At 71.1% G+C, this 15,501-nt stretch carries 13 protein-coding genes; 9 read left to right on the plus strand and 4 right to left on the minus strand.

Going from position 1 to position 15,501, the window contains the following annotated elements:
• Nucleotides 1-69 precede the first annotated feature (69 nt).
• Together QFZ75_RS21450 and QFZ75_RS21455 are read left to right on the plus strand one after the other, a co-directional pair.
• Nucleotides 70-1,023, plus strand: a complete 954-nt coding sequence (locus QFZ75_RS21450) for an ATP-binding cassette domain-containing protein (protein ID WP_307539238.1) — start codon at nt 70-72, stop codon at nt 1,021-1,023.
• Complete coding sequence (locus QFZ75_RS21455) at nt 1,020-1,781, plus strand: ABC transporter permease (protein WP_307539240.1); 762 nt, start codon at nt 1,020-1,022, stop codon at nt 1,779-1,781. Before QFZ75_RS21450 ends, QFZ75_RS21455 begins: the two co-directional genes overlap by 4 nt.
• A gap of 66 nt (nt 1,782-1,847) precedes the next feature.
• Here the strand turns inward: QFZ75_RS21455 and QFZ75_RS21460 are convergent, their stop codons facing one another.
• Entirely contained in the window at nt 1,848-3,254 is a 1,407-nt protein-coding gene (locus QFZ75_RS21460) for a glutamate decarboxylase (protein ID WP_307544657.1), read from the minus strand.
• 161 nt (nt 3,255-3,415) lie between these two features.
• On the opposite strand from QFZ75_RS21460, the gene QFZ75_RS21465 reads away from it, so the two are divergent.
• On the plus strand, nt 3,416-4,177 hold the full coding sequence (locus QFZ75_RS21465) for a MerR family transcriptional regulator (protein WP_307539242.1): 762 nt from the start codon (nt 3,416-3,418) through the stop codon (nt 4,175-4,177).
• A gap of 126 nt (nt 4,178-4,303) precedes the next feature.
• Here the strand turns inward: QFZ75_RS21465 and QFZ75_RS21470 are convergent, their stop codons facing one another.
• Nucleotides 4,304-4,669, minus strand: coding sequence for a YbjQ family protein (locus QFZ75_RS21470; RefSeq protein ID WP_307544659.1), 366 nt, complete (start codon nt 4,667-4,669; stop codon nt 4,304-4,306).
• Nucleotides 4,670-4,829: 160 nt separating this feature from the next.
• Here QFZ75_RS21470 and QFZ75_RS21475 point away from each other — a divergent pair, with 160 nt between their 5' ends.
• On the plus strand, nt 4,830-5,870 hold the full coding sequence (locus QFZ75_RS21475) for a DedA family protein (RefSeq protein WP_307539244.1): 1,041 nt from the start codon (nt 4,830-4,832) through the stop codon (nt 5,868-5,870).
• A gap of 78 nt (nt 5,871-5,948) precedes the next feature.
• Here the strand turns inward: QFZ75_RS21475 and QFZ75_RS21480 are convergent, their stop codons facing one another.
• Both QFZ75_RS21480 and QFZ75_RS21485 read right to left on the minus strand, forming a co-directional pair.
• Complete coding sequence (locus tag QFZ75_RS21480) at nt 5,949-7,607, minus strand: threonine/serine exporter ThrE family protein (RefSeq protein WP_307539246.1); 1,659 nt, start codon at nt 7,605-7,607, stop codon at nt 5,949-5,951.
• 110 nt (nt 7,608-7,717) lie between these two features.
• Complete coding sequence (locus QFZ75_RS21485; protein WP_307544661.1) at nt 7,718-8,209, minus strand: inorganic diphosphatase; 492 nt, start codon at nt 8,207-8,209, stop codon at nt 7,718-7,720.
• Between the two features lie 79 nt (nt 8,210-8,288).
• Here QFZ75_RS21485 and dacB point away from each other — a divergent pair, with 79 nt between their 5' ends.
• The 5 genes from dacB to ftsH all read left to right on the plus strand — a co-directional run bounded on the left by dacB (nt 8,289) and on the right by ftsH (nt 15,378).
• Nucleotides 8,289-9,905 carry a D-alanyl-D-alanine carboxypeptidase/D-alanyl-D-alanine-endopeptidase gene (dacB, locus tag QFZ75_RS21490; RefSeq protein WP_307539248.1) on the plus strand — a complete coding sequence of 539 codons (1,617 nt, stop codon included), beginning with the start codon at nt 8,289-8,291 and terminating at the stop codon, nt 9,903-9,905.
• Between the two features lie 212 nt (nt 9,906-10,117).
• Nucleotides 10,118-11,254 (plus strand): zinc-dependent metalloprotease, encoded by a 1,137-nt coding sequence (locus QFZ75_RS21495; RefSeq protein WP_307539249.1) that lies wholly within the window; start codon nt 10,118-10,120, stop codon nt 11,252-11,254.
• Between the two features lie 172 nt (nt 11,255-11,426).
• Nucleotides 11,427-12,467 carry a tRNA lysidine(34) synthetase TilS gene (gene tilS / locus QFZ75_RS21500; protein WP_307539251.1) on the plus strand — a complete coding sequence of 347 codons (1,041 nt, stop codon included), beginning with the start codon at nt 11,427-11,429 and terminating at the stop codon, nt 12,465-12,467.
• 106 nt (nt 12,468-12,573) lie between these two features.
• Entirely contained in the window at nt 12,574-13,134 is a 561-nt protein-coding gene (gene hpt / locus QFZ75_RS21505; RefSeq protein WP_307544663.1) for a hypoxanthine phosphoribosyltransferase, read from the plus strand.
• A gap of 213 nt (nt 13,135-13,347) precedes the next feature.
• Nucleotides 13,348-15,378 (plus strand): ATP-dependent zinc metalloprotease FtsH, encoded by a 2,031-nt coding sequence (ftsH, locus tag QFZ75_RS21510; protein WP_307544665.1) that lies wholly within the window; start codon nt 13,348-13,350, stop codon nt 15,376-15,378.
• The last annotated feature ends 123 nt before the right edge of the window (nt 15,379-15,501 follow it).

Here is a 15,501-nt window from a genome sequence, read left to right on the forward strand (position 1 = left end):
GCGGGCATACCCTCGCGGCACGCTGGTAGTCAATTTTGATTACTCTGATGTGGACGTGAAAGGAGCCCGATGACCGACGCGATCGTCGTCGAGGGCGTACGGAAGCGGTACGGAGGCACCCACGCGCTGGACGGGCTCGACCTGCGGGTCGGGCGCGGCACGGTGCACGCGCTGCTCGGCCCCAACGGCGCGGGCAAGACGACCCTGGTCCGGATCCTGTCCACCCTGCTGCGGCCCGACGGGGGCCGTGTGGAGGTGGCGGGGCACGACGCGGTGGCCCGGGCACGGGAGGTGCGCCGCCGCATCGGCCTGCTCGGCCAGCACGCGGCGCTCGACGAGGAGCTGGGCGGACGGCAGAACCTGGAGATGTTTGGGCGCCTGTACCACCTGGGTGCCCGCCACGCGCGCGTGCGGGCCGGCGAACTCCTGGAGCGCTTCGGGCTCGCGGACACGGGCCGCAAGGCGGTGAAGCGGTACAGCGGCGGCATGCGGCGCCGCCTCGACCTGGCCGCCTCGCTCATCACCGAACCGGAGGTGCTCTTCCTGGACGAGCCGACCACCGGCCTGGACCCGCGCGGCCGGGCCGAGGTGTGGGCGGCGGTGCGCTCCCTGGTCGGCGGCGGTACGACGGTGCTGCTCACCACGCAGTACCTGGAGGAGGCGGACCAGCTCGCCGACCGGATCGCGGTGGTCGACCGCGGACGGCTCGTCGCGGACGGGACGGCGGGCGAACTGAAGGCCCTCGCGGGCGGGGACCGCATCGACGTGGTGCTGCGGGACGGCGGGCAGCTGGGAGCCGCGGTCGCCCTGCTGCCGCTCGCCCCGGCGGAGATCTCGGTGGACGTCGACCGGCGCCTGCTGAGCGCCCCGGCCGCCGACCGCATGAAGGTGCTCACCGGGGTCGTACGGGCTCTGGAGGACGCCGGGATGGAGGCCGAGGACGTGGCCCTGCGGCGGCCCACGCTGGACGAGGTGTTCCTGCGCCTCACCGAGGACGACGAACCGGCGAAGGAGGCGGTATGACCACGTACGCGCTGAACGACTCCTGGACCATGACCCGCCGCGAACTCGCCCACTGGGCCCGGCAGCCGGTCCAGGTCCTGGTCGGTCTGGTCTTCCCCGTGATGCTGCTGCTGATGTTCGGCTACCTCATCGGGGGCGGCCGGGGCGTCGACGGCGACTACGTCGACTTCCTGGTGCCCGGCATGTTCGCGCTGACCATGGCCTTCGGCCTGGAGGGCACGATGCTGGCCGTCACCCAGGACCTCAACAAGGGCGTGATCGACCGCTTCCGCTCGATGCCGATGACCGACGGGGCCGTCCTGGTGGGCCGTTCGGCCGCCGACATGCTCCAGTCGGCGCTCGGCCTGATCGTGCTGATCGGGGTCGCGTACACGCTCGGCTGGCGCGTGCACGGCACCCTCGGCGCGTTCCTGGGCGCCCTGGGCCTGCTCCTGCTGTTGCGGTTCGCGATGCTGTGGATCGGCATCCTGCTGGCGATGGTGGCCGGGAGGCCGGAGATGGTGCAGGCCGTGCAGATTCTGATCTGGCCCGTCGGCTTCCTGTCCAACGCCCTCGCGACCCCGGAGTCCATGCCCGGCTGGCTGGGCACGGCCGTCGAGTGGAACCCGCTGTCACAGACGGCCACGGCGGTACGCGACCTGTTCGGCGCGCCGGGCGCCGAGTCGGGCCACGTCTGGGCGGCGATCGCCTGGCCGCTCGCCCTGCTGGCGGTGTTCTTCCCGCTGGCGGTACGGCGGTTCGGGGCGCTGGACAGGTAGCCGGCGGGCCGGGACCGGCGGGACGGATGCCCGGCTGTCCGGCTGCCGGGGCGCGGCCCGTCCTGCTCAGTGGTGGAAGCCCGTCGCCGCGTCCTTGTCCCTCGTCAGCGGGTGCGGTTGCCGGCGCAGTTCGGGCAGCAGGCGGGTCAGGTCCTCGACGAACAGGTCGGCGAGGTCGGACGAGAAGCCGTTGCGGCACACCACCCGCAGCACGGACAGGTCCTCGCGGTTGGCCGGGAAGGTGTACGCGGGCAGCAGCCAGCCCCGTTCCCGGATGCGCCGGGACACGTCGAAGACGTCGAAGGCCGTGACGTGCGGGGCGGTGGTGAAGGCGAACACCGGCAGCTCGTCGCCCCGGGTGACGAGGCGGAAGTCGTCGAGGGCCCCGATCCGTTCCGCGAGCCCCTGGGCGACCTCCCGGGTCGTCCGCTGGACGGCCCGGTAGCCCTCGCGGCCCAGCCGCAGGAACGTGTAGTACTGCGCCACGACCTGCGCGCCGGGCCGGGAGAAGTTGAGCGCGAAGGTCGGCATGTCGCCGCCCAGGTAGTTCACGTGGAAGACGAGGTCCTCCGGCAGCTCGGCGGCCGAGCGCCACAGCGCCCAGCCGACACCCGGGTACACCAGCCCGTACTTGTGCCCCGAGGTGTTGATGGAGGAGACGCGCGGCAGCCGGAAGTCCCAGACCAGGTCCTCGTCGACGAAGGGCGCGACCATCGCGCCGGAGGCCCCGTCCACATGGACGGGGACGTCCAGCCCGGTACGCTCCTGCAGCGCGTCCAGCGCGGCACAGAGGGCGGCGATCGGCTCGTACGACCCGTCGAAGGTGGAACCGAGGATGCCGACGACCCCGATGGTGTTCTCGTCGCACAGGTCGGCGGCCGCCTGCGGGTCGAGGTGGAAGCGGTCGCCCTCCATGGGCACCTGGCGGGCCTCCACCTCCCAGAAGTTGCAGAACTTCTCCCAGCAGACCTGCACGTTGACGCCCATCACGAGGTTCGGGCGGGCGCCCGGGTACCGGTCCGCGTTCCGGTGGGCCCAGCGGCGTTTGAGCGCCATGCCCGCGAGCATGCACGCCTCGCTGGACCCGGTCGTCGAACAGCCCACCGCGGCGGCCGGATCCGGCGCGTTCCACAGGTCGGCGAGCATCACCACGCACCTGCGCTCCAGCTCGGCCGTGCGCGGGTACTCGTCCTTGTCGATCATGTTCTTGTCCCGGCACTCGCCGAGCAGTATGTCGGCCTGCGGCTCCATCCAGGTGGTGACGAAGGTCGCGAGGTTGAGCCGGGAGTTGCCGTCCAGCATCAGCTCGTCGTGCACCAGCTGGTAGGCGGTGGAGGGCGCCAGCGGCCGGTCGGGCAGCCGGTGCCGGGGCGGGGCCTCGGTCATGCCGTCGACCGGGTTCGCCTCCCCGTAGAAGGGATTGACGCTCGAGGGACGCTCATCGGACTTCGCGGGGCCTTTGTGCAGCGCCATGACGCCTCCGGTCGTGGGGCTCGGGCTCAGGACCTCCATGGTGGCCCCCCTTCGTCGGCGGCCGGGAGAATCGACACGGCGCGGGGTGGATTTCCGGCTTGCACCTCACGTCACGTGAGGGCCCAGCCTGGGGCGTACCGAAGAAGGAGGGAGCGGAGGCCATGGGTCACTCCGTGGGACAGGTCGCCGGTTTCGCCGCGGTGACGGTGCGCACGCTGCACCACTACGACGAGATCGGCCTGCTCGTACCGAGCGGGCGCAGCCACGCGGGTCACCGGCGCTACAGCGACGCCGACCTCGACCGGCTGCAGCAGATCCTGTTCTACCGGGAGCTCGGCTTCCCGCTCGACGAGGTCGCCGCCCTGCTCGACGACCCGGAGGCGGACCCGCGCGCACACCTGCGCCGGCAGCACGAGCTGCTGTCCGACCGGATCGAGAAACTGCGGAAGATGGCGGCGGCCGTGGAACACGCCATGGAGGCACGCACGATGGGTATCGATCTCACGCCCGAGGAGAAGTTCGAGGTCTTCGGCGACAAGGACCCCGAGGAGCACGCCGAGGAGGCCGAGCGCCGATGGGGCGGCACGGAGATGTACGCCGAGTCGCAGCGGCGGGCCGCCCGCTACACCAAGGACGACTGGCGGCGCATGCAGGCGGAGGTCGCCTCCTGGGGCGAGCGCTACGCGGCCCTCATGGAGTCCGGCGAGCCCGCCACGGGGGAGCGCGCCATGGACATGGCCGAGGAACACCGGCTGCACATCGACGTGTGGTTCTACGCGTGCGCGTACGAGATGCACCGGTGCCTGGGCGACATGTACGTGAGCGACGAGCGGTTCAAGGCGTTCTACGACTCCATGCGGCCGGGTCTCGCCGAGCACCTGAGGGACGCGATCACGGCGAACGCGGCGCGTCGGGAGGGGTAGCGGGGTAGCGGTCGAGGGCCGGTAAGCCGAAGGCCGGTAAGTCGAGGGCCGGTAAGTCGAGGGCCGGTAAGGGGCGCCCGCAATGACGGGCGCCCCTTACCGGACGGCCGCGCCGCTCCTCGTCCGTCACTCCTTGACCAGGACCACGGCCGTGCCGTACGCGCACACCTCGGTGCCCATGTCGGCCGCCTCCGTCACGTCGAAGCGGAACATCAGCACACCGTTGGCGCCCCGCGCCCGGGCCTGTGCGACGAGCCGCTCCATCGCCTGGTTGCGGGTCTCCACCAGGGTCCTGGTGAGGCCCTTCAGCTCGCCGCCGATCATCGACTTCAGACCCGCCCCGATCTGGCTGCCCAGATGCCTGGAGCGGACGGTCAGTCCGAAGACCTCGCCGACGACCTGCTCGACCCGGTGGCCGGGTACGTCGTTCGTCGTCACCACCAGCACGTCCGGCCGGGGGCCCTGACCGCCGCCGTACTCCTCGAGTCCCATGGATTCCTCGGTGCTCATGGCTCACAGCTTTGTCCCAGTCGGGGCACAGTGCATCCTGTAGAGGCCGGTGGAACCTGGTCACATCATGGCGCGTTGATAACTTTGGTCGGCCACACCTGCGCCCGCCGCCGTATCCACCACCCCTCAGGAGCCCGGAATCGTGACGACGCTTGCCCTTGGCCCGAGCTGGTTGGATCCGGACTACCTGCTCGACTCGTTCGGCATCTGGGGCCTGCTCCTGATCGTCTTCGCCGAGTCGGGCCTGCTCATCGGCTTCTTCCTGCCGGGCGACTCGCTGCTGTTCACGGCGGGCATGCTGATCACCGCCAACACCCTGGACTTCCCGTTGTGGGGCGCCATCGCCCTGATCTGCCTCGCCGCGATCCTCGGTGACCAGGCGGGCTACATGTTCGGCAAGAAGGTCGGCCCGTCGCTGTTCACCCGGCCGGACTCCCGCCTCTTCAAGCAGGAGAACGTCGCCAAGGCGCACGAGTTCTTCGAGAAGTACGGCCCGAAGTCGCTGGTGCTGGCCCGTTTCGTGCCCATCGTGCGCACGTTCACGCCGATCGTCGCCGGCGTCAGCGGTATGAAGTACCGCTCGTTCCTGATCTTCAACGTCATCGGTGGCGTCCTGTGGGGCGCGGGCGTCACGCTGCTCGGCTCCTGGCTCGGCAGCATCGAGTTCGTCCACAAGAACATCGAGCCGATCCTGCTCCTGATCGTCTTCATCTCGGTGGTCCCGATCCTCATCGAGTTCCTGCGGGCCCGCGGCAAGTCCAAGAAGAACGCGTCACAGCCGTCGCAGCCGTCCCAGGCCCAGGCTCCGCAGGCGGGCCCCGCCATGGACGACCGCACGACCCAGCTCCGCCGCATCCCCCCGGCCGCCCAGCAGAACGGCTACGGCCAGGACCAGGGCTACGGCGATCAGGGCTACGGCAACCAGGGCTACGGCAACCAGGACCAGCAGCAGTACAGCCAGTACGACCAGTACGGCGACCAGAACCAGTACGGCGACCAGAACCAGAACCAGAACCAGAACCAGAATCAGAACCAGGACTACTACCAGCAGCAGCCGTACGGCCAGGGCCAGAGCCAGAGCCAGGGCTACGGCGACCAGCAGTGGCAGTACCCCGAGGACCAGCAGCAGTACCAGCAGGGCGGGCAGCAGTACCCGTACGGCCAGGACCGCCCCCGCAACTGATTGCGCCGGCCCGCGCCCCTCGGGGGCGCGGGGCCGTGCCGATGTGCGGCTCCGCCGCGTGGGCGCGCTCGGCCCGTGTCAGAACCCGCGGGTGCGCTTCGCGGCGCGCCGCGCACCGTCCGCGACTCCCGGCAGCCGCATGAACAGCCGCGAGATCTCCGACCCCAGGTTCATCCCGATCGCGATGGCCATCGCGAGCGCGGCCGCCTTGGTGAGCGACACCAGCCCCTTGTCGACGTCGTTCTGTGCGATGGCGAGCAGCCCGAAGTACGTGGCGGAACCGGGCAGCAGCGGCCCGATCGCGGCGGTCGTGTACGGCAGCGCGGAGGCGAACCGGTAGCGCGACATGAGTTGCCCGAACAGCCCCACGAGCCCGGCCGCCACCGCCGTCGAGGCGACCGCTGAGATCTCGCCCGCGTAGTGCATCGCGCCGTACACGCTCCACGCGACCCCGCCGTTGAGGGTCACGACCAGCACGGTCGACCGTTCCTGCTGGAGCAGCACCGCGAAGGTGAGCGTCAGGAGCATCGAGGCGGCGATCTGCCACAGCGGCCGCTCGGCGGACAGCAGGGCCGCGTCCGGATTGAGTTCGGCGCCCAGCGTCACGCCGAAGTACAGGATCACGAGCACGCCGATGACGATGCCGACGTAGAAGTACATGACCTCCAGGAGCCGGGCGGCCGCGGTGATGTAGTAACCGGTCAGCCCGTCCTGCACCCCCGCCACCAGCGCCCGCCCGGGCAGCAGCGCGAACAGTCCGCCGGTGATCACCGCGGACGCCCGCACGTCGACGTGCGCGAGTGTGAGCGCGGCCCCCATCGCGGCGGCCGGCATCGCCGCCACCGTGAACTGGTAGAACTCCGGCAGTCCGCGCCCGGCGCACAGCCACGCCAGCCGGTCGCCCAGCATCGCGCCGACGGCCGCGGCGACGAACACGATCAGATCGCCGCCGACGAGCACGGAGGCCGCGCCCGCCAGCAGCCCGGTGGCCGCGGTGAGCACCCAGCCGCTGTACGGGTGCCGGTTGCGGCGGATCTCGGCGAGCCGCCGGTAGGACTCCTCCAGGGACACCTCGGTCCCGTCGTCGCTGATGTCGTCGACGAGCTGGTACACGGCCGCGAGGCGCGTGTAGTCGGTGCCCCGGCGCCGGACGGTCCGCGAAGCCGAGATCGGGTCCTCGACCAGCGACGGCTGGTACGAGACGGTCAGCAGGGTGAAGGTGACGTTCGGCTCGCAGCGGTCCAGGCCGTAGGAGCGGCAGACGGCGAACATCGCCGCCTCCACGTCCTCGGCGCCCTCACCGCCCGCGAGCAGCAACTCGCCGATACGCAGGGTCAGGTCGAGGACGCGCGGCACGGCCGGACCCTCGTCCTCCGCCTTCTGCACGGTCTCGGGCACGGGCCGCTCGGCGACCGGCATCCGCAGCATCGTGCGCATCCGGTCCTGCCAGGGGGCGTCCTTGACGAGGTCGACGCGCGGGACACCGCCGGGCGGCGTGAAGGCGGGCGGGGCGTGCTTGGCGCTGTACGTCCGCGGTGTGCTGAACGCCGAACCCCCGGACTCGGCGGCGGGTGTCTGCGCAAGGACGCCGAACCCCTTCGGGAGGGCGAACTCCGACGTCGTCGACGCCTCCTCCTCGACCGGCGGGGCCTGCGCCCTCACACCGCTCGGCGGGATGAAGGCGCTGCGCGCCTCGTCCGACTGCGGCTTGCGGTCCTCGACCTCCGGCTCCGACACCCACTGCTCCCGAACTCGCACTTCCGGTACGCCCCAGTATGCGCACCGGCACACAAAACGGGCCGCGCGACCCCATGGAGGTCACGCGGCCCGCAGGACACAAGGGGGGATCAGTGTCCGCCCTTCTCCTTCAGACGCTTGTACGACCGCTCGATCTCGGCCTCGGCGTCCGTACGGCCGACCCAGTTGGCACCCTCGACGGACTTGCCGGGCTCCAGGTCCTTGTAGACCTCGAAGAAGTGCTGGATCTCCAGCCGGTCGAACTCCGACACGTGGTGGATGTCCCGCAGGTGCTCCACACGCGGGTCGTGCGCGGGGACGCACAGCAGCTTGTCGTCGCCGCCGGCCTCGTCCGTCATACGGAACATGCCGATCGTGCGGCACTGGATGAGGCAGCCCGGGAAGGTCGGCTCGTCCAGGATGACCAGCGCGTCCAGCGGGTCGCCGTCCTCGCCGAGGGTGTTCTCGACGAAGCCGTAGTCGGCCGGATAACTGGTCGAGGTGAAGAGGCGACGGTCCAGACGGATCCGACCGGTCTCGTGGTCCACCTCGTACTTGTTCCGTGAACCCTTCGGAATCTCGATCGTGACGTCGAACTCCACCGGTGGCTCCTCCATGATCAGCACATAGTTCTGGTGGTTAAGTGTCCCTCACGCAGGTGTGTGATCGCGAAAGGGGCTGGTGGTCGTGCCGGAGCTGAGGGCCTGGCGGGCCGCGAGACCGCATGTGGCGCGGGTCGCGCGATCCGTGGGACCACGACTCGTACGGGTCGCGGAGGCCGTGAAGCCGCCGCTCGTCCGGGCCTCGGAAGCGGTGAAGCCGCCGCTGGCCCGGGCGGCAGGAGCCGTGAAACCGCTGGTCAAGCGGCCGTCGACCGTGCAGTTCACGACGGGCGCCGCCACCCTCGGACTCGTCGTGGCGGCCACCGTGGTGACCGTGGCCGGACCCTGGGACTCCACCGGCCAGCGTACGGCGGAGCGGGACTGGGCCGCATCGCGGGAGCGCACAGGTGGCACAGATCACGGCCGGGTGCCCGGCACGTCCGGAAAGGAGCCGGCGCCCGCACCCAGCGCCGCGTCCGTGCTCGTCAGTGTCGGCGCGGCCGTGGGCTCCGTGCCGTCGCCCAGTGAGAAGGCCCTGGCGAACGTCCTGGGGCCGCTGCTCGACGACCCCGCGCTGGGCACCGACCGCGCCGGCGCCGTCGTCGACCTGGCCACCGGCAAGCGCCTCTACGGCAAGGGCGCGGACGACGCGCTGACCCCGGCCTCCACCACGAAGATCGCCACGGCCGTCGCGGCGCTCACCGCGGCCGGCGCGGACCACCGCATCGCGACCAGGGCGGTCCTGGAACCGGGCACCGAGGAGGTCGTCCTCGTCGGCGGCGGCGATCCCACCCTGACCGCCCGCAAGGACGCCGACGGCAACGCGAGCCTGCGCGCCCTCGCCGACGACACGGCCCGCGCCCTCGCGTCCCGCAAGGGCGGCCGGGTGACCCTCTCGTACGACACGTCGCTGTACGCGGGCTCCACCACGCACCCCATCGGCCCCAACACCAATCTGGCCCCGGTCACCGCCCTGATGGCCGACGAGGGCCGCCTGAACGATTCTTCCAGCGGTCCCGCGAACCGCAGTGAGGACCCGGCGGGCGACGCGGCCCGGAAGTTCGCCGACCTCCTGCACGAGCGGGGCGTCGAGACCACGGTCCCGGGCAGGTCGAAGGCGTCCGACCGCGCGAAGACCCTCGCCACCGTCCAGTCCCCGCCCCTGTCCGCGCTGGTCGAGCGCATGCTGACCAGCAGCGACAACGACATCGCCGAGGCCCTCGCCCGGCAGACCGCCCTCGCCGCGGGCGAACCGGTGAGCTTCAAGGGCGGCGGTACCGCCGTCCGCGAGCAGCTGAAGAAGCTGGACCTGCCGCTCAAGGGCGTCAGGTTCGCGGACGGCAGCGGGCTGGACCGGGCGGACAAGCTCACCGCGGACCTGCTCACCGCCCTGCTGGCCGAGGCCGCCGACCCGGACCGCCCGGAACTGCGCCCGGTCCTCACCGGCCTGCCCGTCGCCGGCTTCACCGGCACCCTCAGCAAGCGGTACGCGGACCGGCCCGGCACCGGCGTCGTACGCGCCAAGACGGGCACCCTGACCGGCGTGCACACCCTCGCGGGCACGGTCGTGGACACCGAGGGCCGCCTGCTGGCCTTCGCCTTCCTGACCGAGTCCGACCCGCCCGCGAACCCGGCGACCGCCCAGCAGGGGCTGGACGAGCTGGCCTCCACCCTGGCGACCTGCGGCTGCGACTAGGGCGTCCGCCGGAGAAAGCCGCCTGCGGGCCGGCGGAGGCTGATCGCGCAGTTCCCCGCGCCCCCGAAGCGGTGCTGCACCCCAGCCTCCGGGCTTTCGGGGGCGCGGGGAACTGCGCGCCCGGCCACGACGCACCCGCACGCGACCCACAACCGGGCACCCCCACGGTCCACCCCTGCCAACAGCGGCAGCGCTCACGTACGGTTGACGGCATGAGCATCCGTGGTGCGGAGATGGTCGACTGGAATCTCGCGGTGGCGACCGCGACCCGGCTCGTACGACCGGGCCCGGAGGTGAGCCGCGACGAGGCCCGGGCCGTCGTCGCCGAGCTGCGCAGGCATGCCAAGGCGTCGGAGGAACACGTCCGCGCGTTCACGCGGATGGGCGGGGGCGACCTGCACGACACCCCCGTCCTCGTCGTGGACCGCCCGGGCTGGGTGCGGGCGAACGTCGCCGGGTTCCGGGAGGTGCTCAAACCGCTGCTCGACAAGATGCAGGAACGTCGCGGCAGTTCCCCCGGCGGAGCCGTCCTCGGAGCCGTCGGCGGCAAGGTCACCGGCGTCGAGCTGGGCATGCTGCTGTCCTTCCTGTCCTCCCGGGTCCTCGGCCAGTACGAGACGTTCGCCCCGGCCAGCGCCGAGCTCCCGGCCGGCGGCCCGCCCGGCGCGCCGAACGGCGGCGGCAGGCTCCTCCTGGTGGCGCCGAACATCGTGCACGTGGAGCGCGAACTCGACGTCCAGCCGCACGACTTCAGGCTCTGGGTCTGCCTCCACGAGGAGACCCACCGCACGCAGTTCACGGCCGTGCCCTGGCTGCGCGACCACCTGGAGGGCGAGATCCAGTCGTTCCTGGGGGAGACCGAGGTCGACCCCATGACCGTCCTGGAACGCGTCCGCGAGGCCGCCCAGTCCCTGGCCGGCAACCGCCCCGAGGGCGAGGACGGCGACGAGGGGCGCTCCCTCGTCGAGATCGTGCAGACCCCCGCCCAGCGCGAGATCCTCGCCCGGCTCACCGCGGTGATGTCCCTCCTGGAGGGACACGCCGACTTCGTGATGGACGGCGTCGGCCCGGCGGTGGTCCCGTCCGTCGCCGAGATCCGCGAGAAGTTCCAGCAGCGGCGCGCCCGCGGCGCCTCCCGCCTCGACCTCGCCCTGCGCAAGCTGCTCGGCCTCGACGCCAAGCTGCGCCAGTACCGGGACGGCGAGCGCTTCGTCCGCGCGGTCGTGGACGAGGTCGGCATGGACGGCTTCAACCGCGTGTGGACCTCGCCGAACACCCTCCCCACCAAGTCGGAGATCGCCAAACCGGCGGACTGGGTCGCGCGGGTGCACCGTAGGGCGGAGTCGTGAGCTGAATCCGGCCGACGGCAGGTGAACGCCTCTTCAATCACCCGTCCGAGGGACCGTGGGGCACGGGTAGGCGTGCAATGCTCGGGGAACCGCCCGGCTCTGTCACCATCGACACACTCTGAGTGACCGAACCCGGGCTCACCCCCCGACAATTTCATGAAGGGAACCGGACATGGGTCCCCATCCTGCGGTCGCGGCGATACGCCTGGCGGTCCGCCGCGTACTCCACGACGTCCTGACCGACCACGCCCCGGCGTACACCCCGGACCGCGCCTCCGACGCGCCCTCGCGCGCGCCGCTCGTCCTCGTCGCGTGCTCCGGCGGCGCCGACTCCATGGCGCTCGCCTCCGCCCTCGCCTTCGAAGCGCCGAAACTCGGCATCCGCGCCGGCGGCGTCACCGTGGACCACGGGCTGCAGAGCGGCTCCGACCTGCGCGCCGACGAGGTCGTCCTGCGGCTCACCGAGCTGGGCCTCGGGCCCGCCGAGGCGGTCGCGGTCACCGTCGGCCGGGAGGGCGGCCCCGAAGCGGCCGCCCGGGACGCCCGGTACGCCGCGCTGGACGCCACCGCCGAGCGGCACGGCGCCGCCGCGGTCCTGCTCGGCCACACCCGCGACGACCAGGCCGAGACCGTCCTGCTGGGCCTCGCCCGGGGCTCAGGGACGCGCTCGCTGTCCGGTATGGCCGCCGTCTCCGGGGGGCCGGGCGCCGCCCGCCGCTACCGCCGCCCGTTCCTGCACCTGGACCGGCAGACCGCCCGCAAGGCCTGCATGGTCCAGTCGCTGCCCGTCTGGGACGACCCGCACAACGCCGACCCGGCGTACACCCGCTCCCGGCTGCGCCACGAAGGGCTGCCCGCCCTGGAGAAGGCGCTCGGCAAGGGTGTCGTGGAGGCCCTCGCGCGGACGGCCCAGCTGTCCCGCGACGACGCCGACGCGCTCGACGCCTGGGCCGGCCGGGCCGAGGCCTCCGTACGCGACGCGGCGGGCCTCCTGGAGTGCGCCAAGCTGTACGCCCTGCCGCCCGCCGTACGCCGCCGCGTCCTGCGCCGTGCCGCCATCGAGGCCGGGGCGCCCGCCGGATCGCTGTTCGCCCGGCACGTCGAGGAGATCGACCGGCTGATCACCGGCTGGCGCGGCCAGGGGGCCATCAACCTCCCGGGCAGAGTGGTCGCCCGGCGGCAGGGTGGCAGACTGGTGATTCGGCAAGGCTGAAGAGGAGTCGCCCCACGGGCGGCGACTCTCCCGGCGGGCAACCCCTCCGGGAGGCGGCGCCTCCGTGAGGAGGGCCGGGAAGCAGCCGGTGGGACGACCGAAAGTGATGCGGGTGGACGCGAAAGACCTGGGCACCGACCTCAAGTCGGTGCTCATCACCAAGGAAGAGATCGACGCGAAGCTGGCCGAGCTGGCCGCGAAGATCGACGCGGAGTACGCGGGCAAGGACCTGCTGATCGTCGGTGTCCTCAAGGGCGCGGTGATGGTCATGGCGGACCTGGCGCGGGCCCTGTCCACCCCCGTCACCATGGACTGGATGGCCGTGTCCTCGTACGGCGCGGGCACCCAGTCCTCCGGAGTGGTGCGGATCCTCAAGGACCTCGACACCGACATCAAGGGCAAGCACGTCCTCATCGTCGAGGACATCATCGACTCCGGCCTGACGCTGTCCTGGCTGATCTCCAACCTGGGTTCCCGCGAGCCCGCGTCCCTCAAGGTGTGCACGCTGCTGCGCAAGCCCGAGGCCGCGAAGGTGTCGATCGACGTGGAGTGGGTCGGCTTCGACATCCCGAACGAGTTCGTCATCGGGTACGGCCTCGACTACGCCGAGAAGTACCGGAACCTTCCGTTCGTCGGTACGCTCGCGCCCCACGTCTACGGCGGCTGAGGCACTCCGAACGGGTGACGTCCCGCCCGCGGGGGTGCGACCTCCGCGGGACGACCGGGAACCCCAGCGGCTCCAGCGCCGTTGGAGCACATGTGGACGGGGTCTGTCAGCCGGACCGTGCAGCCTCGGGCGACAATGCTGGGGTACCGTCCGAATAACAGTCTTATCAAACTCACTATGGCAGGAGGGACGGGGCGGCACCGCTCCGTATGGATGGACGTGAAGCGATACTTCCGTGGGCCGGTCATGTGGATCGTGCTGGCCGTCCTTGCCGTGGTCGTGTTGATGCAGGTCGTCGGCTCGTCCGGCGGCTACAAGACGGTGGACACAGGCCAGGTCGTCCAGGCGATCAGTGACAACAAGGTCCAGCAGGCCAAGATCACCACTGGCGACGAGCAGATCATCAAGGCCGAGCTCAAAGACGGCGAAAAGATCGAGGGCAGCTCGAAGATCCAGGCGAGCTACATCGGCGACCAGGGTGTGAACCTGGCCACCACCCTCCAGGACAAGTTCCAGAACAAGCAGATCCCGGACGGGTACACGGTCTCGCCGACCAAGCAGAACGCCTTTGTCGGCATCCTGCTGTCCCTGCTCCCCTTCGTCCTCATCGTCGTCGTCTTCCTGTTCCTGATGAATCAGATGCAGGGCGGCGGCTCCCGGGTCATGCAGTTCGGGAAGTCCAAGGCGAAGCTCATCACCAAGGACACCCCGAAGACGACGTTCGCCGACGTGGCGGGCTCGGACGAGGCGGTCGAGGAGCTCCACGAGATCAAGGAGTTCCTCCAGGAGCCGGCGAAGTTCCAGGCCGTCGGCGCCAAGATCCCCAAGGGCGTGCTCCTGTACGGGCCCCCCGGTACGGGCAAGACGCTGCTCGCGCGAGCTGTCGCGGGCGAGGCGGGCGTCCCCTTCTACTCGATCTCCGGTTCCGACTTCGTCGAGATGTTCGTCGGTGTCGGTGCCTCCCGGGTCCGTGACCTGTTCGAGCAGGCCAAGGCGAACGCCCCGGCGATCGTCTTCGTCGACGAGATCGACGCGGTCGGCCGCCACCGCGGCGCCGGCCTCGGCGGCGGTCACGACGAGCGCGAGCAGACGCTGAACCAGCTGCTCGTGGAGATGGACGGCTTCGACGTCAAGGGCGGCGTGATCCTCATCGCCGCGACGAACCGCCCGGACATCCTCGACCCGGCCCTCCTGCGGCCCGGCCGCTTCGACCGCCAGATCGCGGTCGACCGCCCGGACATGCAGGGCCGTCTGGAGATCCTCAAGGTCCACCAGAAGGGCAAGCCGGTCGCGCCGGACGTCGACCTGTCGGCCGTCGCCCGCCGCACGCCCGGCTTCACGGGCGCGGACCTGTCGAACGTGCTGAACGAGGCCGCGCTGCTCACCGCGCGCAGCAACCTCAAGCTGATCGACAACAACATGCTCGACGAGGCGATCGACCGTGTGGTGGCGGGCCCGCAGAAGCGGACCCGGATCATGTCGGACAAGGAGAAGAAGATCACCGCGTACCACGAGGGCGGACACGCCCTGGTCGCGGCGGCCTCACCGAACTCCGACCCGGTCCACAAGATCACGATCCTCTCCAGGGGCCGTGCTCTCGGCTACACGATGGTCCTGCCGGACGAGGACAAGTACTCCACGACCCGCAATGAGATGCTCGACCAGCTGGCGTACATGCTGGGCGGGCGCGCGGCCGAGGAGCTCGTCTTCCACGACCCGACCACGGGCGCGGCGAACGACATCGAGAAGGCCACCGCCACGGCCCGCGCGATGGTCACGCAGTACGGCATGACCGAGCGTCTCGGCGCCATCAAGTTCGGCGGCGACAACACCGAGCCCTTCCTGGGCCGGGAGATGTCGCACCCGCGCGACTACTCGGAAGAGGTCGCCGCGCTCGTCGACGAAGAGGTCAAGAAGCTCATCGAGAACGCGCACAACGAGGCCTGGGAGATCCTGGTCGAGAACCGCGACGTGCTCGACGCGCTGGTGCTGCAGCTGCTGGAGAAGGAGACGCTGAACAAGGAGCAGATCGCCGAGGTCTTCGCTCCCCTCGTCAAGCGTCCGGCCCGCCCCGCGTGGACCGGCTCCTCCCGCCGCACGCCGTCCACCCGCCCGCCGGTGCTCTCCCCCAGGGAGCTGTCGCGGACGAACGGGACGAGCCCCGCGATCACGGCCAAGGCCGGTGCCTCCACGGAGGCGCCGCCGGTGACCGAGACGGCCCCCGAGGACCGTCCCGAGAGCTGACGGCCCGGCCGTCGGCGGCCTCACCAGGCCCGGAATGGATGCCGCGCCCCCCAGGTTCTAGCCTGGGGGGCGCGGCATCTTCGTATGCCCGGTCGTGAGACGCGTGGTCCACACGCGTGCGAG

Origin of the sequence: Streptomyces sp. V3I8 (assembly GCF_030817535.1) — a bacterium.
Taxonomy (GTDB): Bacteria; Actinomycetota; Actinomycetes; order Streptomycetales; family Streptomycetaceae; genus Streptomyces.